Genomic DNA, 18,924 nt, shown 5'->3' on the forward strand with positions numbered 1-18,924 from the left:
ACGTCCGCGTGCGCCTGCCTAGACTGGCGACCATGACCGACCCGAACGAGCCCACCGGACCCGCGAGCGACCGCCCGTCCGGCGACGCCGACCGCGACGACCGGTTGACGCCCCGTGACTCTCGGGGACACCACCGTGCGGTGGCCGCAGGCACCGGCGAAGGCCCGTCCGACGAAGCGGACCCCGCTGCTCAGGACGAGCCTGACGACGTCGAGGAGCCGAGGAAGAAGGCCGGCTGCCTGAAGGTCGGTTGTCTGACCCTGCTGACGATGTTCGTGATCAGCGCGCTGGCCGTGGGTGGGTTCGCCGCGTACCTGAACTGGAAACTCGACAACAACATCCAGCGGTCGGACATGATCCCGGACGATGCCGGCCAGCCGACGCGCAAATCCGAGGCGGGCGAGGCCCTCAACATCCTGCTGATGGGTTCCGACTCTCGCAGTAAGGACCTCAACGACTCCAGCCGGTCCGATGTCATCCAACTGGTGCACATCAGCGACGACCGCAAGAGCGTCCAGGTCATCCACTTCCCGCGTGACCTTTACGTGTCCATCCCCGGGCACGGCAAGAACAAGATCAACGCGGCGTACGCGTACGGTGGCGAGAAGCTGCTCATCCTGACCCTGCAGAACCTGCTCGGCGTCAAGATCGACCACGCCGCTCAGATCGGCTTCGAGGGATTCGGCAAACTGACGAACACCGTCGGTGGTGTCGACGTCTACGTGCCGCAGCAGTACAACGACGGCAGGCAGACCTGGACAGTCGGCCGGCATCACATGGACGGCGAGCAGGCTCTCAGATTCGTCCGCCAGCGCTACCAGTTGCGAGAAGGCGACATCGACCGCGGACGCAACCAGCAGGCCTGGATCAAGGCCGTGATGGCCAAGACGCTGAAGGCCGGCACCCTGCTGAACCCGGTCAAGCTCAACAAGATGGTCGACGACCTCACCGCTGACAAGAATCTTCGGGTCGACGAGGACATGCAGGTGCAGAGCATCGGCCTCAGTCTGCGCAACCTACGGATGAGCGGCGTCACCTTCTACACCGCGCCGTTCACCGGCCTGGGAAGTGACCCGAGGGCCGGGTCGATCGTGATCGCCGATGAGGCGAAGATCAAGCGCCTCGGGGCGGCCGTCGCCAACGACGACTTCAGCAACTACAGCGCCTCCACCAACCCGCTGCAGTAACTGAAGCAACACTCTTCAGAACCCACGACCGAGGAAGGCACCTTCATGCCGATCGAGATCGACCCCGACATGCCGCGCGACCTGGCTCCCCTGGCCTGGCTGATCGGACGCTGGGAGGGCGCCGGCGTGGTCGGCTACCCGACCATCGAGTCCGCGAACTTCGGCCAGGAGATCCACTGCTTCCACGACGGCCGCCCTTTCCTGGAGTGGCACAGCCGTACCTGGCTGCTGGATCAGGAGGGCAACAAAGTGCGTCCGCTGGCGACCGAGCTCGGATTCTGGCGTCCGCTGCCTGACAACGAGGTCGAGCTGGTGCTCACCCACCCGTTCGGCGTCGTCGAGCTGTACTACGGCCGCACGTCCCCTGCGAAGATAGAACTTCGCACCGACGGTGTGCTGCGCAGCCCGAGCGCCAAGGAGTACTCCGCGGGCGCCCGGATGTACGGCTACGTCAACTCGAATCTGATGTGGGCCATGGACATGGCAGCGATGGGTGAACCGTTGCAGAGCCACGTGTCCGCCGAACTCAAGCGGGTCGCCAACCACTGACCCTTCGCCGACCGGTGCCCGCTCAGCGGGTCAGGGCCCAGACCACGGCGAACGGCACGATCCCGACCACCAGGACGCTCCCTGCGCCGAGGGCGACCGCGGCCGGCGCCTCGGACGCGCGTGGCAGTGAGCCCACCACGCGACGCAAGGCGTGTGCAATGCCACAGGCGGCGAGCGCACTGAGCATCGGTGCGTTCCAGGGGGTTTCGCTGAGCACGCCGAGTGCGGCTCCGGCCGCCACGGCCAGCAGGAGACTGATCGGCAGCGACCATTCACCCAGCGTCCGGCCGCCGAGGAAGAAATCGACGACCACACCGACGGCCACGCCGAGACAGGCCGCGTAGGTGACGAACTTCGCGTCGAACTCGACCAGGGTGCTCAGGTGGAACGCGCCGACGGCGAGCACGGCAAGCCCGAACACCGCGCCTGCGATCGAGAGAGTCAGTGAACGCCGACCATCACTGCGAAGGAGTTCGTGCAGGAACGCCACCATCAGACCGATCGCGAGCGCCGTCGTCAGCCAACGAAGGCCGTGCGAACGGGGCGCGAGCAGTTCGACGACGCCGATCCCGACCAGTCCGGCGAGCAGGACAGCCGAACTGCCCGGTGGGCGAGGCAGATCCAGCAGGATCGGCCAGCCCCACGCGACGGCAACGCCACAGGCGATCAGCGCGAGGGCCAACGGGAGCGCACCGCCGTAGGTGCCGAGTGCGACGGCCGCGCCGGCAGCGAGTCCGGAGACGACGGTCAGGGCGCCCGGGCTCGGGCGTTCCTCGACGTCTTCCTGGTCGCTGTGTCGCACGGCGGACATCATGGCAGCCCGGGTGGCCGCTGACTCACTCATGGGCTGCGTGTCATCCGCCGGCGAAGGGCGGCAACACCTCGATGACGTCGGACGGCCCGACCTCATGGGAGGCCTCCACCCGGCGACCGTCGACGAGCAACGCGCAGTGCGGGACGACGGAGGCGAGCGCCGGACGCTGCTGGATCACGAGTTCGAGGGCCTGGGCGACGGTGGCGGCCTCGACCGCTTCGGTCTCCACCCCGGCCGCTGCCTTGGCACCGGCCCAATAACGCATCGTCGGCATGACCCCAGCGTACGGCCCGAGGTCGGCTACTCCTGGTGTCGCACCGGCACACCGACGAAAGTGCGCCGGAAGTGACGCAGATTACTGACGCGCAGCCGCTGTCGAACCTACTCTGGTCTGTCATGGCCAACCTGCTGCTGCTCACCGACGCCCGCGGGGCGAGCGTCGAGGTGCTGCCGGCTTTGGCCCTGCTGGGTCACCGGGTCCGGATCCTGCCCGCGGTGACCGACGTACTGGTCGACCCACCCCCGAGTGACGCCGTGCTGCTCGATGCTCGCCGCGATCTGGTCGGGGCCCGGACGATGGCCAGGTTTCTGCGCGGAGCCGGCTCGACCGATCCCGTCCTCGGTATCTTCACCGAAGGCGGTCTGGCCGCGGTCAACGCCGACTGGCAACTCGACGACGTGCTGCTCGACAGTGCAGGTCCGGCCGAAGTTGAGGCACGTCTGCGTCTGGCACTGTCGAGCCGACCCGAGCAGGAGGACGAGAACCTCACCAAGATCGTGGTCGGCGACCTGGTCATCGACGAACAGGCGTACTCGGTGCGCGTCGGACGCACCATGCTCGATCTCACTTACAAGGAGTTCGAGCTGCTGAAGCAGTTGGCGGCCCACCCGGGACGCGTGTTCACCCGCGCGCAGTTGCTGCAGGAGGTGTGGGGATACGACTACTTCGGGGGCACCCGTACCGTCGATGTGCACGTGCGTCGTCTGCGCGCCAAGCTCGGACCGGAGAACGAGTCGTTCATCGGGACGGTCCGTAACGTCGGGTATCGATTCGCCGGGCCGCGCGAGGCGCGCGGCAGTGACGAGAAGACCTCCGAGATCGATCAGAGCGAGCACGCCGACAACTGACCGCTTGACCCGGACGTGGTGGAATCGGAGCATGGACCGTCCAGCACTTTCCGATGTCGTGACCCTTGCCGACGCTGCCGAAGCCGTCGATGGTGTCGCCCCGCTGTCCGAGGCCACCTTCCTCGCCCTTGACGCCCCTGCGTCCGATCAGGACCTGCACGGCTACGTACAGGGAGCGGGCGGCCTGGACGCCTACTCCCACCTGCGGCTGGAGGATGACGGCACCGCCTGGGCCGAGATCGTGGTCCATCCCCGCGCCCGCCGCCACGGCCACGCGAGTCGTTTCCTGGAGTTCGTCCGTAACCAGAATCCGCAGGTTCGGGTGTGGGCGCACGGTGATGTTGCGGCCGCGCAGGAGACCGCGAGACACCGAGGGATGCAGGTCGTCCGCGACCTGTGGGTGATGTCCCGTCCGGTCGACGACAGCATCACCGATCCTGTTGTGCCCGAAGGTTTTTCGACCCGCTCCTTCCGGCCCGGTGATGAGGAGGACTGGCTCGCGGTCAACGCACGCGCGTTCGCGCACCACCCCGAGCAGGGGCGGATGACCTTGCCCGACCTGCGGGCGCGCATGGCGGAGCCGTGGTTCGACCCCTCCGGCCTGCTGTTGGTCTTCGACGACGCGACCGGCCGGCTCGCGGCCAGCCACTGGACCAAGATCGCCGAGCCGTCGAGTGGCGTCGGCGAGGTGTACGTGGTGGCCGTCGACCCCGAGTTCCAGGGGCGCGGCCTCGGCGGTTACGTCACCTCGATCGGGTTGGCACACCTGCGGGACAAGGCAGTTCGGGAGATCGAGTTGTACGTCGAGGGCGACAACGAGCCGGCGATCGCCACCTACCGCCGTCGCGGGTTCGAGCGGTCTGCGCAAGACGTCATGTACGCCTGGCCCGGACAGGCCTGACACCATGGGCGCCATGGACGCGGTGGAGCAGAAGACCGAGCACGACGCCGAGCAGGACGCGCAGAGCACGCCGGCGGCGACTGCGGAGACAGATGCGCACGCACCGGCCGCCAGCGACGTCGCGCTCGCCCGCATGGCCGAGCGTGCGCAACGTGCCCGTGGCTCGAACGGACGGTTCATCCGCTCAGCCGAAACCGGCGCCGACGACGCCACCGGTGAGTTGCCCGACGACCGCTTCCTGGACCGTGAGGTCTCCTGGCTCCAGTTCAACGAGCGCGTGCTCGAGCTCGCCAACGACCCCGCGGTGCCACTGCTGGAGCGGGTCCGGTTCCTGACGATCTTCGCCAGTAACCTCGACGAGTTCTTCATGGTGCGCGTCGCCGGGCTGAAGCGACGGATCGCCGCTGGTATCGCGGTGCGTTCGGCCTCCGGGTTGGAGCCGCGCGAGGTGCTCGACGCGATCTCGCAGGCCGCCCACGAGTTGATGGATCAGCATGCTTTCGCCTTCCACGAGGTGATCCGAACGGCGCTGCTGGACGAAGGCATCAGCATCCTGCGGCCGGACCAGCTGACCGAGCCCGAACTCGCGCACGTCGACACCTACTTCCAGGAACGCATCTACCCGGTGCTCACTCCGCTGGCGGTCGACCCGGCGCACCCGTTCCCCTATATCTCCGGCCTGTCGCTGAACCTCGCTGTGCTGCTGGTGAATCCGAAGACCGGACGCGAGCACTTCGCCCGGGTGAAGGTGCCCTCGGTGCTCCCCCGGCTGATCCACCTGCCGGCCGACGAGACCAGCGACGAGTTGTACGAGGACCGCTTCGTGTCGATCGAGGACGTCATCGCCAAGAACCTCGGCGAGCTGTTTCCCGGCATGCAGGTCGCCGAACACTTCACCTTCCGCGTCACCCGCAACGAGGACCTCGAGGTCGAGGAGGACGACGCCGAGAACCTCCTCACCGCGCTGGAGAAGGAGCTCACCCGGCGCCGGTTCGGCCCGCCGGTGCGACTCGAGGTCGCCGACGACATGGACGATCACGTCCTGGAGATGCTGGTCCGCGAACTCGGCGTGCACCGCAAGGAGGTCTACCGACTGTCGGAGCCGCTCGACCTGCGCGGCCTCTCACAGGTCGCCGACCTGTCCCGCACCGAACTGCGCTGGCCGGCCTTCGTGGCAAAGGCGCACCCGGCGCTGTCCCCGGTCGAGCGCTCGACGCAGGCCGACATCCTGGGCGAGATGCGCGGCGGCGACATTCTGCTCCACCATCCGTACGACTCGTTCTCCACCAGCGTCCAGGCGTTCATCGAGCAGGCGGCGGCCGACCCGCAGGTGCTCGCCATCAAGCAGACGCTCTACCGCACCAGCGGTGACAGCCCGATCATCCAGGCGCTCATCGAGGCGGCCGAGGCCGGCAAACAGGTGCTCGCGGTCGTCGAGATCAAGGCCAGGTTCGACGAGGAGAACAACATCTCCTGGGCCCGCAAGCTGGAGCGGGCGGGCGTCCACGTCGTGTACGGCCTGGTCGGGCTGAAGACGCACGCGAAATTGTGTCTGGTCGTGCGTCAGGAGGGCGACACGATTCGTCGTTACTGCCACGTCGGCACCGGCAACTACAACCCGAAGACCGCGCGGCTGTACGAGGACCTCGGCCTGCTGACCAGCGATCCCGTGGTCGGCGAGGACCTCACTCGCCTGTTCAATCAACTCTCCGGAATGGCCCCGCGCGCCCGGTTCAGACGGCTGTTGGTCGCTCCGCGCTCGGTCCGATCCGGCCTGATCGCGAGGATCGAGGAAGTCGCCGAAGCAGCCCGCGCCGGCGGCTCGGCGACCGTGCAGATCAAGGTCAACTCGATGGTCGACGAGAAGATCATCGATGCGCTCTACCGCGCCTCGCAGGCGGGCGCTCATGTCGACGTCTGGGTGCGCGGCATCTGTGCGCTGCGCCCGGGCGTGCCCGGGATGTCGGAGAACATCCGGGTGCGATCCGTCCTGGGTCGCTTCCTCGAGCACTCCCGAGTGTTCCGGTTCGCCGTCGACGGCGGCGACGAGACCGTCTACATCGGCAGCGCCGACATGATGCACCGCAACCTCGACCGTCGTGTCGAGGCGCTGGTGCAGGTCATCGACCCCAAGCACGTCCGGGCCCTGCGCGAACTGCTCGCCCTCGGCATGGCAGACACGTCCGCGTCGTGGCACCTGCAGGCCGACGGACACTGGGAGCGCCACCACAAGGACGCGTCCGGCGACCCGCTGATCGACGTCCAGGCCGATCTCATCGCCACCTACGCCCGTCGCCGCACGAAGGCACAGCGCCGTTGAGCCAGACGAACGGACAAGCCCCCTTGGCGACGATCGGCGCGAGCGGTGTGGTCCTGTGGCGCCGGCACCGCGGCGCGTTGCAGGTGCTGCTGGTCCACCGCGCCAAGTACGACGACTGGTCGTGGCCCAAGGGCAAGCTGGATCCCGGCGAGTCATGGATCGAGGCGGCAGTGCGCGAGGTGCAGGAGGAGACCGGGCTGCGTGCCCGCGTCGGCATCCCACTGCCGGACGCGAGCTACCCCTTGCGCTCGGGCGAACTCAAGCACGTCCAGTACTGGGCCGGCGAGGCGATCGCGGGCGACGGCGCCCTCGAGAACGAGATCGATGATGTCGCATGGTTGCCGGTCGACAAGGCCTTGGCACGGTTGAGCTATACCCGCGATTCCATTCAGCTCCAAGCGATCGTCGAAGCCGAGCGCCGGTTCGGGTTGGCCACCTGGCCGTTCGTCGTCGTCCGGCACGCGGTCGCCGTGCCCCGGGTCGACTGGGACGGCGAGGACTCCGAGCGTCCGCTCACCCCGGACGGAGTCGAACGCTCCCGCACACTCGTCCCGTTGCTGGACGCCTACGCCCCCACCCGCATCCTGAGTTCGGCATCGGTTCGTTGCTCGGCCACGGTCGCGCCCTATGTGGAGTATGCCGATATCGAGCCGATCTTCAAGGACGGACTGTCGGAAGAGGGCTTCGCCGACGACCCGCGCAAGGTGGTCAAACATGTCGCCCGCGCGTTCGCCAGGACCGACCCGGTTGCCTTCTGCACACACCGTCCGGTACTGCCTTCGATGCTGCTGCAGATCGCCAGCTACTGCACTCCGGGTGGACTGGCCGGCACGACCTTGCGCGGCCTCGCCGAGAACGGGATGGACAAGGGCGAGGCGCTGGTCTGTCACGTTGCCGGGGCGGGTGACACGGCGCGCGTGGTCGCCGTCGAACGCCACCGACCTTGACCTCGCCGGCGTTTTTTGGTCAACCGTCCGCCTCCACGCTGTGATTCGGGCCACACGAAGGCCACGTCAATAACAGAACCGCAGGTTGCGGTGGGATTTCGATGTGGCCAGTTCACCGTGTGTTCACCGACTGGGGGTCATTCGGTCACGTGCCCTGCCTACCTTCGCATCGTCGGTGCATCTGCCGGCGTATTGGTAGTCACACCTGAGAGGTTCCCCCGTGAAGATCACGCGTTCCGGCCGCGCAGCCAGCGTGGCACTCGTTGCCGCCTTTGCCCTCACCGCTTGCGGCAGCGACAGCAACACCCCCGGATCGAGCGACAGCTCCAAGGACAACGGCTCCACGAGCTCCTCCTCGGCCGCCGGCGGTGCAGAGGGCGGCAAGGACGAGTGCGGCACCACCAAGATCACCGCCGAGGGTTCGACCGCCCAGGACAACGCGATACAGGACGTCATCGCTTCCTACGGCGAGAAGTGCGCCGACGCCGGCGTCACCTACAACGGCACCGGCTCGGGTGCAGGAATCAAGCAGTTCATCGCCAAGCAGGTCAACTTCGCCGGCTCCGACTCGGCGCTGAAGACCAAGGAGAAGGACGGCAAGATCGAGCAGACCGAGGCCGACAAGGCATGCGCCTCCCCGGCGTGGAACCTGCCGATGGTCACCGGCCCGATCGCCATCACCTACAACCTCCCGGATGTTGACAAGCTCGTCCTCACCCCGGCCGTGATGGCCGACATCTTCAACGGCAAGATCGCCAAGTGGAACGACAAGGCGATCGCCGACCTCAACAAGGACGCGAAGCTGCCGGACAGCGACATCAAGCCGATGTTCCGCTCCGACGAGTCGGGCACCACCGAGAACTTCACCAAGTACCTCGCCGCCTCGGCTAAGGACAAGTGGACCGCAGAGCCGGCCAAGAAGTGGTCCGGCAAGGGTGAGGGCAAGGCCAAGACCGCCGGTGTCGCATCCGCCGTCAAGAGCACCGAGGGAGCCATCGGCTACGTCGAGTGGGGCGCAGCCAAAGACAACAAGCTGTCGTACGCACAGGTCGACAACGGTTCCGGTGCTGTCGAACTGACCGGCGAATCGGCCGGTAAGGCCGTCGCCGCCGCGAAGGTCGACGGCAAGGGCCACGACCTGAAGCTGAAGCTCGACTACGCGACGAAGGAGGCCGGCGCCTACCCGATCCTGCTGGTCACCTACGAGATCGTCTGCTCGAAGTACCCGGACGCGAAGGTCGGAGCGAGCGTCAAGGCGTTCCTGAACCACTTCGCCTCGGACGACGCGCAGAAGGCCATCGAGGAGATCGGCTACGCACCGCTGCCGGGCGAGATCGCCGGCAAGGTCAAGAACGCCATCGGCGCCATCAAGTGATTCACCGTCGGTGGTGGGTCGGCGATCGCCGGCCCGCCGCCGACGTTCGCACTTTCTCTTCATCTGCGAGTTAGGTAGCACGCATGACCTCCATCACCGGAGTCTCGGCCGCGGACAGCAGTCCCGACCCGGACGGCCGCACGCCACTCGAGGGCGATCGCGCCAACACCGGACGTCTGGGTGACAAGCTCTTCGGCGGAGCCGCCACCGCCGCCGGACTGATCATCATCCTGATCGTCACCCTGATCGGCGTCTTCCTGATCGCCCAGGCGATTCCGGCGTTGCTGAAGAACAAGGACAACTTCCTCACCTCACAGGCCTGGGACGTCTCCAACCCTGACGAGATGCGCTTCGGCATCGCCCGTCTGCTCTGGGTGACCGTGAGTTCCTCGGTGGTGGCCATGGCGATCGCGGTGCCCCTGGGCGTCGCCATCGCGCTCTTCCTGACGCAGTACGCGCCCAAGTGGCTGGCCAAGCCGGCCGCGTCCCTGGTCGACCTGCTCGCAGCTGTGCCGTCGATCGTCTACGGCCTGTGGGGCGCCAACATCGTCGGCCAGTACTTCGAGCCGGTCGGTGACTTCCTCAACACTTACTTCGGCTGGATCCCGTTGTTCGCAGATGCGAGCAATGCGCGCGGATCGTCGATCGCGTTCGTCTCCATCGTCCTCGCGATCATGATCCTGCCGATCGTCACCGCCCTGTCCCGCGAGGTGTTCGCCCAGACCCCGGCAGCCCACAAGGAAGCCGCGCTCGCCCTCGGTGCCACCAAGTGGGAGATGATCCGTACAGCCGTGCTGCCCTTCGGCAAGCCGGGCGTGATCTCGGCGGCGATGCTCGCACTCGGCCGAGCCCTCGGCGAGACCCTCGCGGTCATGCTGATCGTGTCTGCCCTGGCCAGCGGTTCGGAATGGAACCTTTCGTTGCTTGCCGGCGGCGAGACCTTCGCCTCCAAGATCGCCAACAATGCCGGTGAGTTCGACAGCCCCAGCAAGACCGGCGCGTATATCGCAGCGGGTCTGGTGCTGTTCATCCTCACCTTCGTGGTCAACGCGATCGCCCGTATCGTCATCGAGCGCCGGAAGGCCTTCACCGAATGAGCACCGTCGACACTGCCACCGCCACGAACCAGCACGTCGATCTCGGCTCGAAGTCCGCCGGACGCGCGGTCAAGGACAAGGTCGCACAGGCCCTCATGTGGCTGGCCTTCGTCATCGCGATGATCCCGCTGGTCTGGATCCTCGCCACCGTCATCGTCAAGGGTGGCTCCCTGCTGCTGGAATCGCAGTGGTGGACTCACTCCCAGCAGGGCATCACCAACCGTCGCGAGGGTGGCGGTGCGGTCCACGCGATCCAGGGCACCTTGCTGCAGGGCTTCGTCACCGCGCTCATCTCGGTCCCGATCGGTGTCTTCACCGCGGTCTACCTGGTCGAGTACGGACGCGGCAAGCTCGCCCGCGCGGTCAGCTTCATGGTCGACATCCTCACCGGCATCCCCTCGGTGGTCGCGGCGCTGTTCATCTACGCGCTCTGGGTGACCACCTTCGGATTCAACCGAATCCCGTTCGCCGTCTGTCTCGCACTCACAATCCTCATGGTGCCGACGATCGTCCGCTCCACCGAGGAGATGCTCAAACTCGTCCCGAACGAACTGCGTGAAGCCTCGTACGCCCTGGGTGTGCCGAAGTGGAAGACGATCGTGAAGATCGTGCTGCCGACGGCGTTCTCCGGCATCGTCACCGGCATCCTGCTGGGCCTCGCCCGGGTCATGGGCGAGACCGCACCGTTGATCATCCTGGCGCCCTACTTCCGCTCGATCTCGACCAACCTGTTCGACGGCCTGATGGGCACGCTGCCGACGATGATCAACGACGGTCGCGACAACATGGGTCTCGTGCCCACCCAGGAGCGCGTGTGGGCGGCTTCGCTCACCCTGATCCTGCTCATCCTCGTGCTCAACCTGCTCGGCCGGCTCGTCAGCCGGATGAGCAAGGTGAAGAGCTGACCGCCGTTTTCGTCACAAGAAGGAATCACGTACATGGGTAAGCGCATCGACGTCCAGGACCTGAACGTCTACTACGGCGACTTCAAGGCGGTCGAGGACGTCACGATGACGGTCGAGCCCCGCTCGGTGACCGCCTTCATCGGTCCGTCCGGCTGCGGCAAGTCCACCTTCCTGCGGACGCTGAACCGGATGCACGAGGTCATCCCCGGTGGACGCGTCGAGGGCAAGGTGCTACTGGATGACCAGGACCTCTACGCCAACGGCGTCGACCCGGTCGGTGTGCGCCGCACGGTCGGCATGGTGTTCCAACGTCCGAACCCCTTCCCCACCATGTCGATCGGTGACAACGTCACCGCGGGCCTTCGCCTCAACGGCATGAAGAACAAGAAGGAACTCACCGAGCGGACCGAGCGTGCGCTGCGCGGTGCGAACCTGTGGGAAGAGGTCAAGGACCGCCTCGACAAGCCGGGTGCGGGACTGTCCGGTGGCCAGCAGCAGCGTCTGTGCATCGCCCGCGCGATTGCGGTGCAGCCGCAGGTGCTGCTGATGGACGAGCCGTGTTCGGCGCTCGACCCGATCTCCACGCTCGCGATCGAGGACCTGGTTCACGAGTTGAAGGAGGACTACACGATCGTGATCGTGACCCACAACATGCAGCAGGCGGCGCGCGTCTCGGACAAGACCGCCTTCTTCAACCTCGCGGCCACCGGGAAGCCCGGCCGGCTCGTGGAGATGGACGACACCACGACCATCTTCAACAACCCGAAGGTCAAGGCGACCGAGGACTACATCTCCGGCCGCTTCGGCTGATCTGCCGATTCGGGCCGGAGCCCGCCGGCGGCGATCAGGGGGATTCGCCGACGCGACAAGGCCCCGCACCACGAAAAGTGGTGCGGGGCCTTGGTCGTATCCGGGCGGGGAGCGCCTCACGGCGCGTGGCCGCTCGTAGCGGCTGATTTTGGGACCCGGGGCTGCCGCCGCCCGAACACATAAGAGCCTAACCCGCCCCGACCTGGGATTGTTCCCCTGACCGGGTGATCGTGGCGAACTACTTCTTGAGCTGACCTTCGGCCACGACGGTCTTGCCCTTGCCGTCGCACTTGTCGTGGTGATGGGAGACGTCGTCGCGGGCCTTCTCACGGGATCGACGCCCGGGGCCGCGCCAGTCGCAGCTCTTGCAGAGCCCGAAGGTGAAGCTGCCGACGTCCTCGGTCAGGTGCTTCTCCTTGACCTCGACGGTCAGCTTCTTGTGACCCCCGATCGGCGGCTTGAGGCGCAGCTTGACCGGGGTCCATTTGTTCTTACCCACGGTCGGAACGGTATCCCCCACCCCCGAAGTAGGACAATCGTACAAGAGGAACTGTGATCGTCCTCATGACGCCGTGATGCACTGAGCTCAATGCAATGTGCCTGACCGCCAGGCGGCCGCTGCTCGCCGCAGGTCCGACGCAGTACCTCGCATGGCGGAGGCGGACACTGTCTGGGTGCGTGCCGCCTCCTCGTCGTAGCCGTCGCTGAAGTCCGCGCGGTGTGCTCGACCGGTCGCGACGACCTCGCAGAATGCAGCGGCACGCTCGAGCGCGGTGTCGAGTTCGCCGCGATAGACGCCGGTCAGAATCGCGTCACCGAGAGCCAGCATGGCATCCGGTGACGGGGGCTCGGCCGAGCCGGCGATGGCCGCGGGCACGTCGGCGCGCAACCTGCCCTCGGCGAAGTCGGCGGACGCCCCCGCAGCGTCCCGGACGATCCACTCACGCAAGGCGTACACGCGCCACAGGGCACCGGGAAGACTCACTGCCGGCTGCCTCGACCACAGGTCGGCAACCGTCGACAGCCCGAGTTCGCCGACCAGGTTCACCAGTCGCGCCGTCAAAGCCGGGTCATCGTCCGCGCGGCCGGTGCGCACCAGAATCGCGGCGGATTCGTGCGCGATCTCGCTGGCCCGCGCCGGGTCGAAGCTGCCGACGTGCGACTCGATCTGCTCCGGGGACATCGGTTGGGGACGCCGGGGGCGACGCTGCTCGTCGGACATTGCTCCAGGTTACGCGTCCATGCGGTTGAGACCGAGCACGACGATGACCGGCTCCCCCGCCTCATCGGACGCTGCCAACGGCACCTCGGCATCGATGCCCCAGTCCAGGTCACCCTCGGGGTCGAGCACGACCTGACGGACCCGCCACAGGTCGGCCTGCTGCTCGATGCGCAACAACTGTGGACCCCGTGCGTCAGGGGTAAGCACCATCTCGTCGTGATCGTCGAAGTAGTGCGAAAGGTCCTGCGACCACGCGGCCTCATCCATCACGATCTGCGTGGGCGGGTCGGTCGACTCGCTCGCCGCACGGTCGAGCGCGGCCAACCGATCGACGCGGCGGATCGACGCGAGTTGGAGGCGCCGGAACATCGCATTGCGGATCTGCACCCGGAAGGCCCGTTCGTTGCGGGTGACACCGCGCGGCGTCGGCGGGATCACCTCCGCGGTGAGCAGTTGCGTGGGGTTGGTGAGCGCTTCCCACTCGTCGATGAGGCTGGAGTCCGTCTGGCGGATCGACTCCCCCAACCACTCGACGATGTCGTCGATCTCCTCGTTCTTGCGGGTGTCCGGCAGCAGTTGACGCATCGTGCGGTAGACATCGGTGAGATAGCGCAGCACGACCCCCTCGGAGCGGGACAACTCGTATTGGCGTACCAATTCGCCGAAGCTCCAGGCGTTCTCGTACATCTCCCGGACGACGGACTTCGGCGAGAGCGCCTCCTGCGGCACCCACGGCTGGTTGCTGCGGTAGGTCTCGAAGGCGGCCGTGAGCAGTTCCTCCAGCGGCTTGGGCCAGGTGACCTCCTCCAGCAGTTCCATCCGTTCCTCGTACTCGATTCCGTCGGCCTTCATCTGGGCGACGGCCTCGCCGCGTGCCCGGTACTGCTGGGCCCGCAGGACCGGGAAGGGGTCCTCGAGAATCGCCTCCACGACAGACACGACGTCGAGTGCGTAGGTGGGTGACTCCGGGTCGAACACATCCAGCACCGCGAGTGCGAACGGTGACAGTGGTTGGTTGAGGGCGAAGCTCTCGTGCAGGTCCGCGGTGAGTTCGACCTGACGACCGTCGTCCAGCGGTGCGTCCAGTCGGCGCACGACTCCGGCTGCGAGAAGCTCCCGGTAGAGGGCGATGGCCCTTTTCGACAGTCGCCGCTGACGACGCTCGTCCTCGTGGTTCTCGCGCAGCAGACGGCTGATCGCTGCGTACGGATCCCCCTCGCGCGCAACGACATTCAGGATCATCGAGTGTGTGACCCGCATGCGGGACTGCAGCGCCTCCGGGGCTGAACCGACCAGTTTGTCGAAGGTCTCCTCGGTGTAGTTGATGAAGCCCTCGGGCGGCTTCTTGCGCTGCACCTTGCGCTGCTTCTTCGGGTCGTCACCCGCCTTGGCCAGCGCGCGGGCGTTCTCGATCTGATGGTCGGGCGCCTGGACGACGACGGTTCCGCTGGAGTCGAACCCGGCCCGACCCGCGCGACCGGCGATCTGATGGAACTCGCGCGACTTGAGCAGCCGCTGCTTGGTGCCGTCGAACTTGGTGAGCCCCGTGAAGACCACCGTCCGGATGGGGACGTTGATTCCGACGCCCAGGGTGTCGGTGCCGCAGATGACCTTGAGCAGTCCACGCTGGGCGAGGGTCTCGACCAACCGGCGGTACTTGGGCAGCATGCCGGCGTGGTGCACCCCGATGCCGTGCCGGATCAGCTTGTTCAGTTGCTTGCCGAAGCCGGCCGAGAACCGGAACCCACCGATGAACTCACCGATCTGCGCCCGCTCGTCGGCGGTGAGGATCTTGAGCGAAAGCAGTGATTGCGCTCGTTCCAGCGCGGCGGCCTGGGTGAAGTGGACGACGTACACCGGCGACTGGTGCGTGGTGAGCAGTTCCTCGAGCGTCTCGTGCAGTGGGGTCATCGCCCACTCGAACGACAACGGCACCGGGCGCTCGGCGTTCGCGACGACCGCAGTCGGTCTACCCGTGCGGCGGGTGAGGTCCTGCGCGAAGAAGCTGACATCGCCGAGAGTCGCCGACATCAGCACGAACTGGGCCTGCGGGAGTTCCAGCAGGGGTACCTGCCACGCCCAACCGCGATCCGGATCGGAGTAGAAGTGGAACTCGTCCATGATCACCATGCCGACGTCCGCCGAACTGCCCTCGCGCAGAGCGATATTCGCGAGGATCTCGGCGGTGCAGCAGATGATCGGGGCGTCGGCGTTGACCGACGCGTCGCCGGTGAGCATGCCGACGTTGTCGGCGCCGAAAATCTCGCAGAGTGCGAAGAACTTCTCCGACACCAGCGCCTTGATCGGAGCCGTGTAGAAGCTCACGCGGTCGTCGGCCATCGCGACGAAACTCGCCGCCGTCGCGACCATCGACTTTCCCGAGCCGGTCGGCGTCGCCAGGATCACGTTCGCCCCGGAGAGGATCTCGATGATCGACTCTTCCTGGTGTGGGTAGAGCGACAACCCACCATCCGTGGCCCACCCGGCGAACGCCTCGTAGAGCGCATCGGAGTCGGGACTCTCAGGGATGCGCGCGGTGAGGTCGGGTGCCTTCGACGGCGAGGTGGTGGTCATCAGCGACCATCCTGCCAACACTCGCTCGGCCGTCCGAATCGCCGGTTCGCTGCGCCGGTTTTCGGGTCCGCTGTGCGGTAGGTAGGCTGACCTCCGCTCGCCAGGCGAGCGAGGGCCTTTAGCTCAATTGGCAGAGCAGTGGACTTTTAATCCATTGGTTCCGGGTTCGAGCCCCGGAGGGCCCACAGATTTCTGACGACCGTCAAGGCCCACCCACCCTGACCGGAGTGGTTCCCTGGTTGTCAGGTGCTCCCGACGAGGGTCACCTGGCACGAACCAACCGACAACAAGGAGTTGATTGTGATGGGTCTCGGCGACAACTTGGGTGGCCTCGGCGACAAGGCCAAGGACCTCGGCGGCCAGCACAGCGACAAGGTCGACCAGGCTATCGAAAAGAGTGGCGACTTCGTCGACGACAAGACCGGCGGCCAGCACGCCGAGCACGTCGACAAGGGCCAGGACTTCGCACGTGACCAGTTCGGTGGTGGCGACCAGGGCGCCGGCCAGGACGGCCAGGGCGGCGAGCAACAGTAGGGCTGCACCACGATCCAGCGCATGTCGGGGCGCGTCACCACGAGTGACGCGCCCCGTTCTCCTTGCTCGTCTCCTTGTTCGGCCCTCCGCGTGATATGCATCGCCACCCCGCAACGCCCGTCCGGACGGCATGGGTGGGCAAGATGGGTGCCATGCCCTTCACCAGCACCTACCGCCTGCAGTTGCACTCCGGATTCACCTTCGCGGACGCGGCGCAGCAGGTGCCCTACCTCGCCGAACTCGGCATCTCACACCTGTACCTCTCCCCGATCCTGACCGCCGTCCCCGGCTCCATGCACGGGTACGACGTCGTCGACCACACGCGGATCAACCCCGAGCTCGGCGGCGAGGACGGTTTCCGCGAACTCGCCGAGAAGACACACGAGCTCGGCCTCGGCATCGTCGTCGACGTGGTCCCCAACCACATGGCGTTCGTCGCCCCGGAGTACCTGAACCGTCCGTTGTGGGAGGTGCTGCGGGACGGGCGGGACGCGTCCACCGAGCAGTGGTTCGACATCGACTGGAAGGTGGGCGGCGGGCGCATCGGCCTGCCCGTGCTCGGCCAGTCACTCGCTGAAGTGCTCGAGGCCGGCGAACTCACCCTCGACACCTTCGGCAGCGGCGAACCGGTGCTGCGCTACTACGAGCACGTCTGGCCGGTCGCCCTCGGCACCGAGGAGGGCGACGTCGCCCAGGTGCTGGACCGGCAGCACTACCGCCTGGCGTCCTGGCGCGAGAAGGACGAGGTGCTCAACTACCGCCGGTTCTTCGAGGTCGACGGACTCATCGCGGTCCGGGTCGAACTGCCCGAGGTCTTCGACGCCACCCATGAGCTGCTGCTGCGTCTGCACCACGAAGACCTCATCGACGGGTTCCGGATCGACCACCCGGACGGCCTCGCCGACCCGTCCGGCTACCTGGAACGCCTGACGTCCGCATGCAAGAAGGACACCCCGATCTGGACCGAGAAGATCCTGGAGGGTGACGAGCGCCTGCCGACGGACTGGAAGTGCGCCGGCACCACCGGGTACGACGCACTACGGGTCGTGCAGGCCGCGTTCACCGATTCCGCGAGCGCCGACGTGCTGGACGAAACCTGGATCGCGGCGGGCGGCAATCCCGACTTCCACGCCATCGTCCAAGACTCCAAGCGCTGGATCGTCACGCATGCGCTCTCGCCGGAGGTCGACCGACTGACCCGTCGCGCCCGCGAGGCGCTGCCCGATCTCGACCCGGAGCGGTTGCGCGAGGCGGTCGTGGAGCTGCTCGTCGCCGGTGAGGTGTACCGCGCATACGTGCAGCCCGATCAGCGTCTGACGCCGGCCGCCCGGGCGCGACTGCGGGAGGCCTTCACGGCCGCGGTCGAGGCGCGTCCGCAACTCCAGCACGAGATCGAGTCCCTCATCCCAGTGACGTTGCTCGCCGACGACGACGAATCCGCAACGGATTTCGCCATTCGCCTGCAGCAGACCTGGGGCCCGGTGATGGCCAAGGGCATCGAGGACACCACCTTCTACCGCTATCACCGCCTCGTTGCACTCAACGAGGTCGGCTCCGACCCCACGCTGGTCGCCGGCGCCAGCCCCGATCTGCTGCACCAGTGGGCCGTCTACCAGCAGCGGAACTGGCCGCGCACCATGACCAGCCTGTCGACCCACGACACCAAGCGCAGCGAGGACGTCCGAGCCCGGATTCTCGCGGTCGCCGGCGAGCCGTCCGCGTGGCAGGAACTGTCCGCGTCCGCAGCCGCACTCGCGCAGGGTCACATCGACGGACCGACGGCTCACCTGGTGTGGCAGACCCTCTTCGGCGTCGGCGAGATCGACGACGAGCGGCTGACCGGTTACCTGGAGAAGGCCCTGCGCGAGGGCAAGGAACACACCGCCTGGGTCGACGGAGACGCCGAGTACGAGGCACGGGTGATCGCGTTCGCCGAGCGCCTGCGCGACGACGCCGGACATTCCGCGCTCAGCACCCGGATCGAAGCCGACCTGGCGGAGTCCATCCGGGCGATCACGTTGGGCACCAAGCTGATTCAGCTGATGCTGCCCGGCGTGCCCGACACCTATCAGGGCACGGAGTACGTCAACCTGTCGCTCGTCGACCCGGACAACCGGCGTCCGGTCGAATACTCCGAGCGTGCGCAGACCCTCGGCACCCACGAGACTCCTGACCTCGATTCCGAGAAGCAGTTCGTCGTGCAGAGCGCGCTGCTGACCCGCCAGCGGCACCCCGAGGTCTTCGGTGACTCCGGCGGGTACACCCCGATCGAGTCCGACAGCCCGCACCTGCTCGGGTTCGTGCGTAACTACGCACCCGGCCTGATGTCCGGCGTGTTGCGCCGCGGGCAGCCCGCCGCCGTCGCCGTTCTGGCCACCCGCACCCCGAGTCGGCTCGCTCTCGAGGGCGGTTGGGCCGACGCCACCGTCGAACTGCCGGAGGGCACCTGGACCAACCTGCTGTCCGGGCGCCTGTACGACGGCGGCCGCCACGTGCGTTGTGCCGACCTCTTCACCACGATGCCGGTGGCGCTGCTGGAGCTCGCCGCCTCATGACGACCA

Annotated in this window: 17 protein-coding genes and 1 tRNA gene; 13 read left to right on the forward strand and 5 right to left on the reverse strand. The window is 66.9% G+C overall.

What is annotated here, in order from left to right:
• The first annotated feature begins 32 nt into the window (after positions 1–32).
• Positions 33–1,187: an LCP family protein gene (locus tag ACYU8W_RS02340; protein ID WP_499466313.1), complete on the forward strand. Its 1,155-nt coding sequence runs from the start codon at positions 33–35 to the stop codon at positions 1,185–1,187.
• Between the two features lie 45 nt (positions 1,188–1,232).
• The gene (locus ACYU8W_RS02345) at positions 1,233–1,736 is read left to right on the forward strand and encodes a heme-binding beta-barrel domain-containing protein (RefSeq protein WP_129624616.1); all 504 of its coding nucleotides are present in this window, start codon (positions 1,233–1,235) and stop codon (positions 1,734–1,736) included.
• A gap of 22 nt (positions 1,737–1,758) precedes the next feature.
• Here the strand turns inward: ACYU8W_RS02345 and ACYU8W_RS02350 are convergent, their stop codons facing one another.
• Positions 1,759–2,580: a hypothetical protein gene (locus tag ACYU8W_RS02350; protein ID WP_129624617.1), complete on the reverse strand. Its 822-nt coding sequence runs from the start codon at positions 2,578–2,580 to the stop codon at positions 1,759–1,761.
• Positions 2,581–2,590: 10 nt separating this feature from the next.
• On the reverse strand, positions 2,591–2,824 hold the full coding sequence (locus ACYU8W_RS02355) for a MoaD/ThiS family protein (RefSeq protein WP_129624618.1): 234 nt from the start codon (positions 2,822–2,824) through the stop codon (positions 2,591–2,593).
• Between the two features lie 122 nt (positions 2,825–2,946).
• Here ACYU8W_RS02355 and ACYU8W_RS02360 point away from each other — a divergent pair, with 122 nt between their 5' ends.
• From ACYU8W_RS02360 to pstB, 8 genes are all read left to right on the forward strand, one after another.
• Positions 2,947–3,678, forward strand: a complete 732-nt coding sequence (locus ACYU8W_RS02360) for a winged helix-turn-helix transcriptional regulator (RefSeq protein ID WP_499466316.1) — start codon at positions 2,947–2,949, stop codon at positions 3,676–3,678.
• A gap of 31 nt (positions 3,679–3,709) precedes the next feature.
• Entirely contained in the window at positions 3,710–4,579 is an 870-nt protein-coding gene (mshD, locus tag ACYU8W_RS02365) for a mycothiol synthase (protein ID WP_499466317.1), read from the forward strand.
• 13 nt (positions 4,580–4,592) lie between these two features.
• Entirely contained in the window at positions 4,593–6,899 is a 2,307-nt protein-coding gene (locus ACYU8W_RS02370) for an RNA degradosome polyphosphate kinase (protein WP_499466319.1), read from the forward strand.
• Between the two features lie 23 nt (positions 6,900–6,922).
• A complete protein-coding gene (locus ACYU8W_RS02375) occupies positions 6,923–7,846 on the forward strand; it encodes an NUDIX hydrolase (protein WP_499466321.1) in 924 nt (307 codons plus the stop codon).
• 220 nt (positions 7,847–8,066) lie between these two features.
• Entirely contained in the window at positions 8,067–9,221 is a 1,155-nt protein-coding gene (gene pstS, locus ACYU8W_RS02380) for a phosphate ABC transporter substrate-binding protein PstS (RefSeq protein WP_499466323.1), read from the forward strand.
• Between the two features lie 83 nt (positions 9,222–9,304).
• Positions 9,305–10,318, forward strand: a complete 1,014-nt coding sequence (gene pstC / locus ACYU8W_RS02385; protein ID WP_499466325.1) for a phosphate ABC transporter permease subunit PstC — start codon at positions 9,305–9,307, stop codon at positions 10,316–10,318.
• The gene (pstA, locus tag ACYU8W_RS02390; protein WP_499466327.1) at positions 10,315–11,223 is read left to right on the forward strand and encodes a phosphate ABC transporter permease PstA; all 909 of its coding nucleotides are present in this window, start codon (positions 10,315–10,317) and stop codon (positions 11,221–11,223) included. Before pstC ends, pstA begins: the two co-directional genes overlap by 4 nt.
• Before the next feature lie 33 nt (positions 11,224–11,256).
• Positions 11,257–12,033 (forward strand): phosphate ABC transporter ATP-binding protein PstB, encoded by a 777-nt coding sequence (pstB, locus tag ACYU8W_RS02395; RefSeq protein ID WP_141929281.1) that lies wholly within the window; start codon positions 11,257–11,259, stop codon positions 12,031–12,033.
• Positions 12,034–12,271: 238 nt separating this feature from the next.
• On the opposite strand, the gene ACYU8W_RS02400 is transcribed toward pstB, so the two are convergent.
• From ACYU8W_RS02400 to ACYU8W_RS02410, 3 genes are all read right to left on the reverse strand, one after another.
• Positions 12,272–12,532, reverse strand: a complete 261-nt coding sequence (locus ACYU8W_RS02400) for a hypothetical protein (RefSeq protein WP_499466329.1) — start codon at positions 12,530–12,532, stop codon at positions 12,272–12,274.
• 87 nt (positions 12,533–12,619) lie between these two features.
• Positions 12,620–13,255 carry a hypothetical protein gene (locus ACYU8W_RS02405; RefSeq protein ID WP_499466331.1) on the reverse strand — a complete coding sequence of 212 codons (636 nt, stop codon included), beginning with the start codon at positions 13,253–13,255 and terminating at the stop codon, positions 12,620–12,622.
• A gap of 9 nt (positions 13,256–13,264) precedes the next feature.
• Positions 13,265–15,829 carry a DEAD/DEAH box helicase gene (locus ACYU8W_RS02410; protein ID WP_499466333.1) on the reverse strand — a complete coding sequence of 855 codons (2,565 nt, stop codon included), beginning with the start codon at positions 15,827–15,829 and terminating at the stop codon, positions 13,265–13,267.
• 112 nt (positions 15,830–15,941) lie between these two features.
• On the opposite strand from ACYU8W_RS02410, the gene ACYU8W_RS02415 reads away from it, so the two are divergent.
• The 3 genes from ACYU8W_RS02415 to treY all read left to right on the forward strand — a co-directional run bounded on the left by ACYU8W_RS02415 (position 15,942) and on the right by treY (position 18,918).
• A tRNA-Lys gene (locus ACYU8W_RS02415) sits at positions 15,942–16,014 on the forward strand.
• 118 nt (positions 16,015–16,132) lie between these two features.
• Positions 16,133–16,363 carry an antitoxin gene (locus ACYU8W_RS02420; protein ID WP_499466632.1) on the forward strand — a complete coding sequence of 77 codons (231 nt, stop codon included), beginning with the start codon at positions 16,133–16,135 and terminating at the stop codon, positions 16,361–16,363.
• A 152-nt stretch (positions 16,364–16,515) separates the two neighbouring features.
• The gene (treY, locus tag ACYU8W_RS02425; RefSeq protein ID WP_499466335.1) at positions 16,516–18,918 is read left to right on the forward strand and encodes a malto-oligosyltrehalose synthase; all 2,403 of its coding nucleotides are present in this window, start codon (positions 16,516–16,518) and stop codon (positions 18,916–18,918) included.
• Positions 18,919–18,924 lie beyond the last annotated feature (6 nt).

The sequence above is a fragment of the Yimella radicis genome (assembly GCF_054778255.1).

What these genes read in the sequence shown, in the direction of transcription:
- ACYU8W_RS02340 (WP_499466313.1), top strand. Translation starts at nt 33, where the DNA reads ATGACCGACCCGAACGAGCCCACCGGACCCGCGAGCGACCGCCCGTCC.
- ACYU8W_RS02345 (WP_129624616.1), top strand. Translation starts at nt 1,233, where the DNA reads ATGCCGATCGAGATCGACCCCGACATGCCGCGCGACCTGGCTCCCCTG.
- ACYU8W_RS02350 (WP_129624617.1), bottom strand. Translation starts at nt 2,580, where the DNA reads ATGAGTGAGTCAGCGGCCACCCGGGCTGCCATGATGTCCGCCGTGCGA.
- ACYU8W_RS02355 (WP_129624618.1), bottom strand. Translation starts at nt 2,824, where the DNA reads ATGCCGACGATGCGTTATTGGGCCGGTGCCAAGGCAGCGGCCGGGGTG.
- ACYU8W_RS02360 (WP_499466316.1), top strand. Translation starts at nt 2,947, where the DNA reads ATGGCCAACCTGCTGCTGCTCACCGACGCCCGCGGGGCGAGCGTCGAG.
- mshD (WP_499466317.1), top strand. Translation starts at nt 3,710, where the DNA reads ATGGACCGTCCAGCACTTTCCGATGTCGTGACCCTTGCCGACGCTGCC.
- ACYU8W_RS02370 (WP_499466319.1), top strand. Translation starts at nt 4,593, where the DNA reads ATGGACGCGGTGGAGCAGAAGACCGAGCACGACGCCGAGCAGGACGCG.
- pstC (WP_499466325.1), top strand. Translation starts at nt 9,305, where the DNA reads ATGACCTCCATCACCGGAGTCTCGGCCGCGGACAGCAGTCCCGACCCG.
- pstA (WP_499466327.1), top strand. Translation starts at nt 10,315, where the DNA reads ATGAGCACCGTCGACACTGCCACCGCCACGAACCAGCACGTCGATCTC.
- pstB (WP_141929281.1), top strand. Translation starts at nt 11,257, where the DNA reads ATGGGTAAGCGCATCGACGTCCAGGACCTGAACGTCTACTACGGCGAC.
- ACYU8W_RS02405 (WP_499466331.1), bottom strand. Translation starts at nt 13,255, where the DNA reads ATGTCCGACGAGCAGCGTCGCCCCCGGCGTCCCCAACCGATGTCCCCG.
- ACYU8W_RS02410 (WP_499466333.1), bottom strand. Translation starts at nt 15,829, where the DNA reads ATGACCACCACCTCGCCGTCGAAGGCACCCGACCTCACCGCGCGCATC.
- ACYU8W_RS02420 (WP_499466632.1), top strand. Translation starts at nt 16,133, where the DNA reads ATGGGTCTCGGCGACAACTTGGGTGGCCTCGGCGACAAGGCCAAGGAC.
- treY (WP_499466335.1), top strand. Translation starts at nt 16,516, where the DNA reads ATGCCCTTCACCAGCACCTACCGCCTGCAGTTGCACTCCGGATTCACC.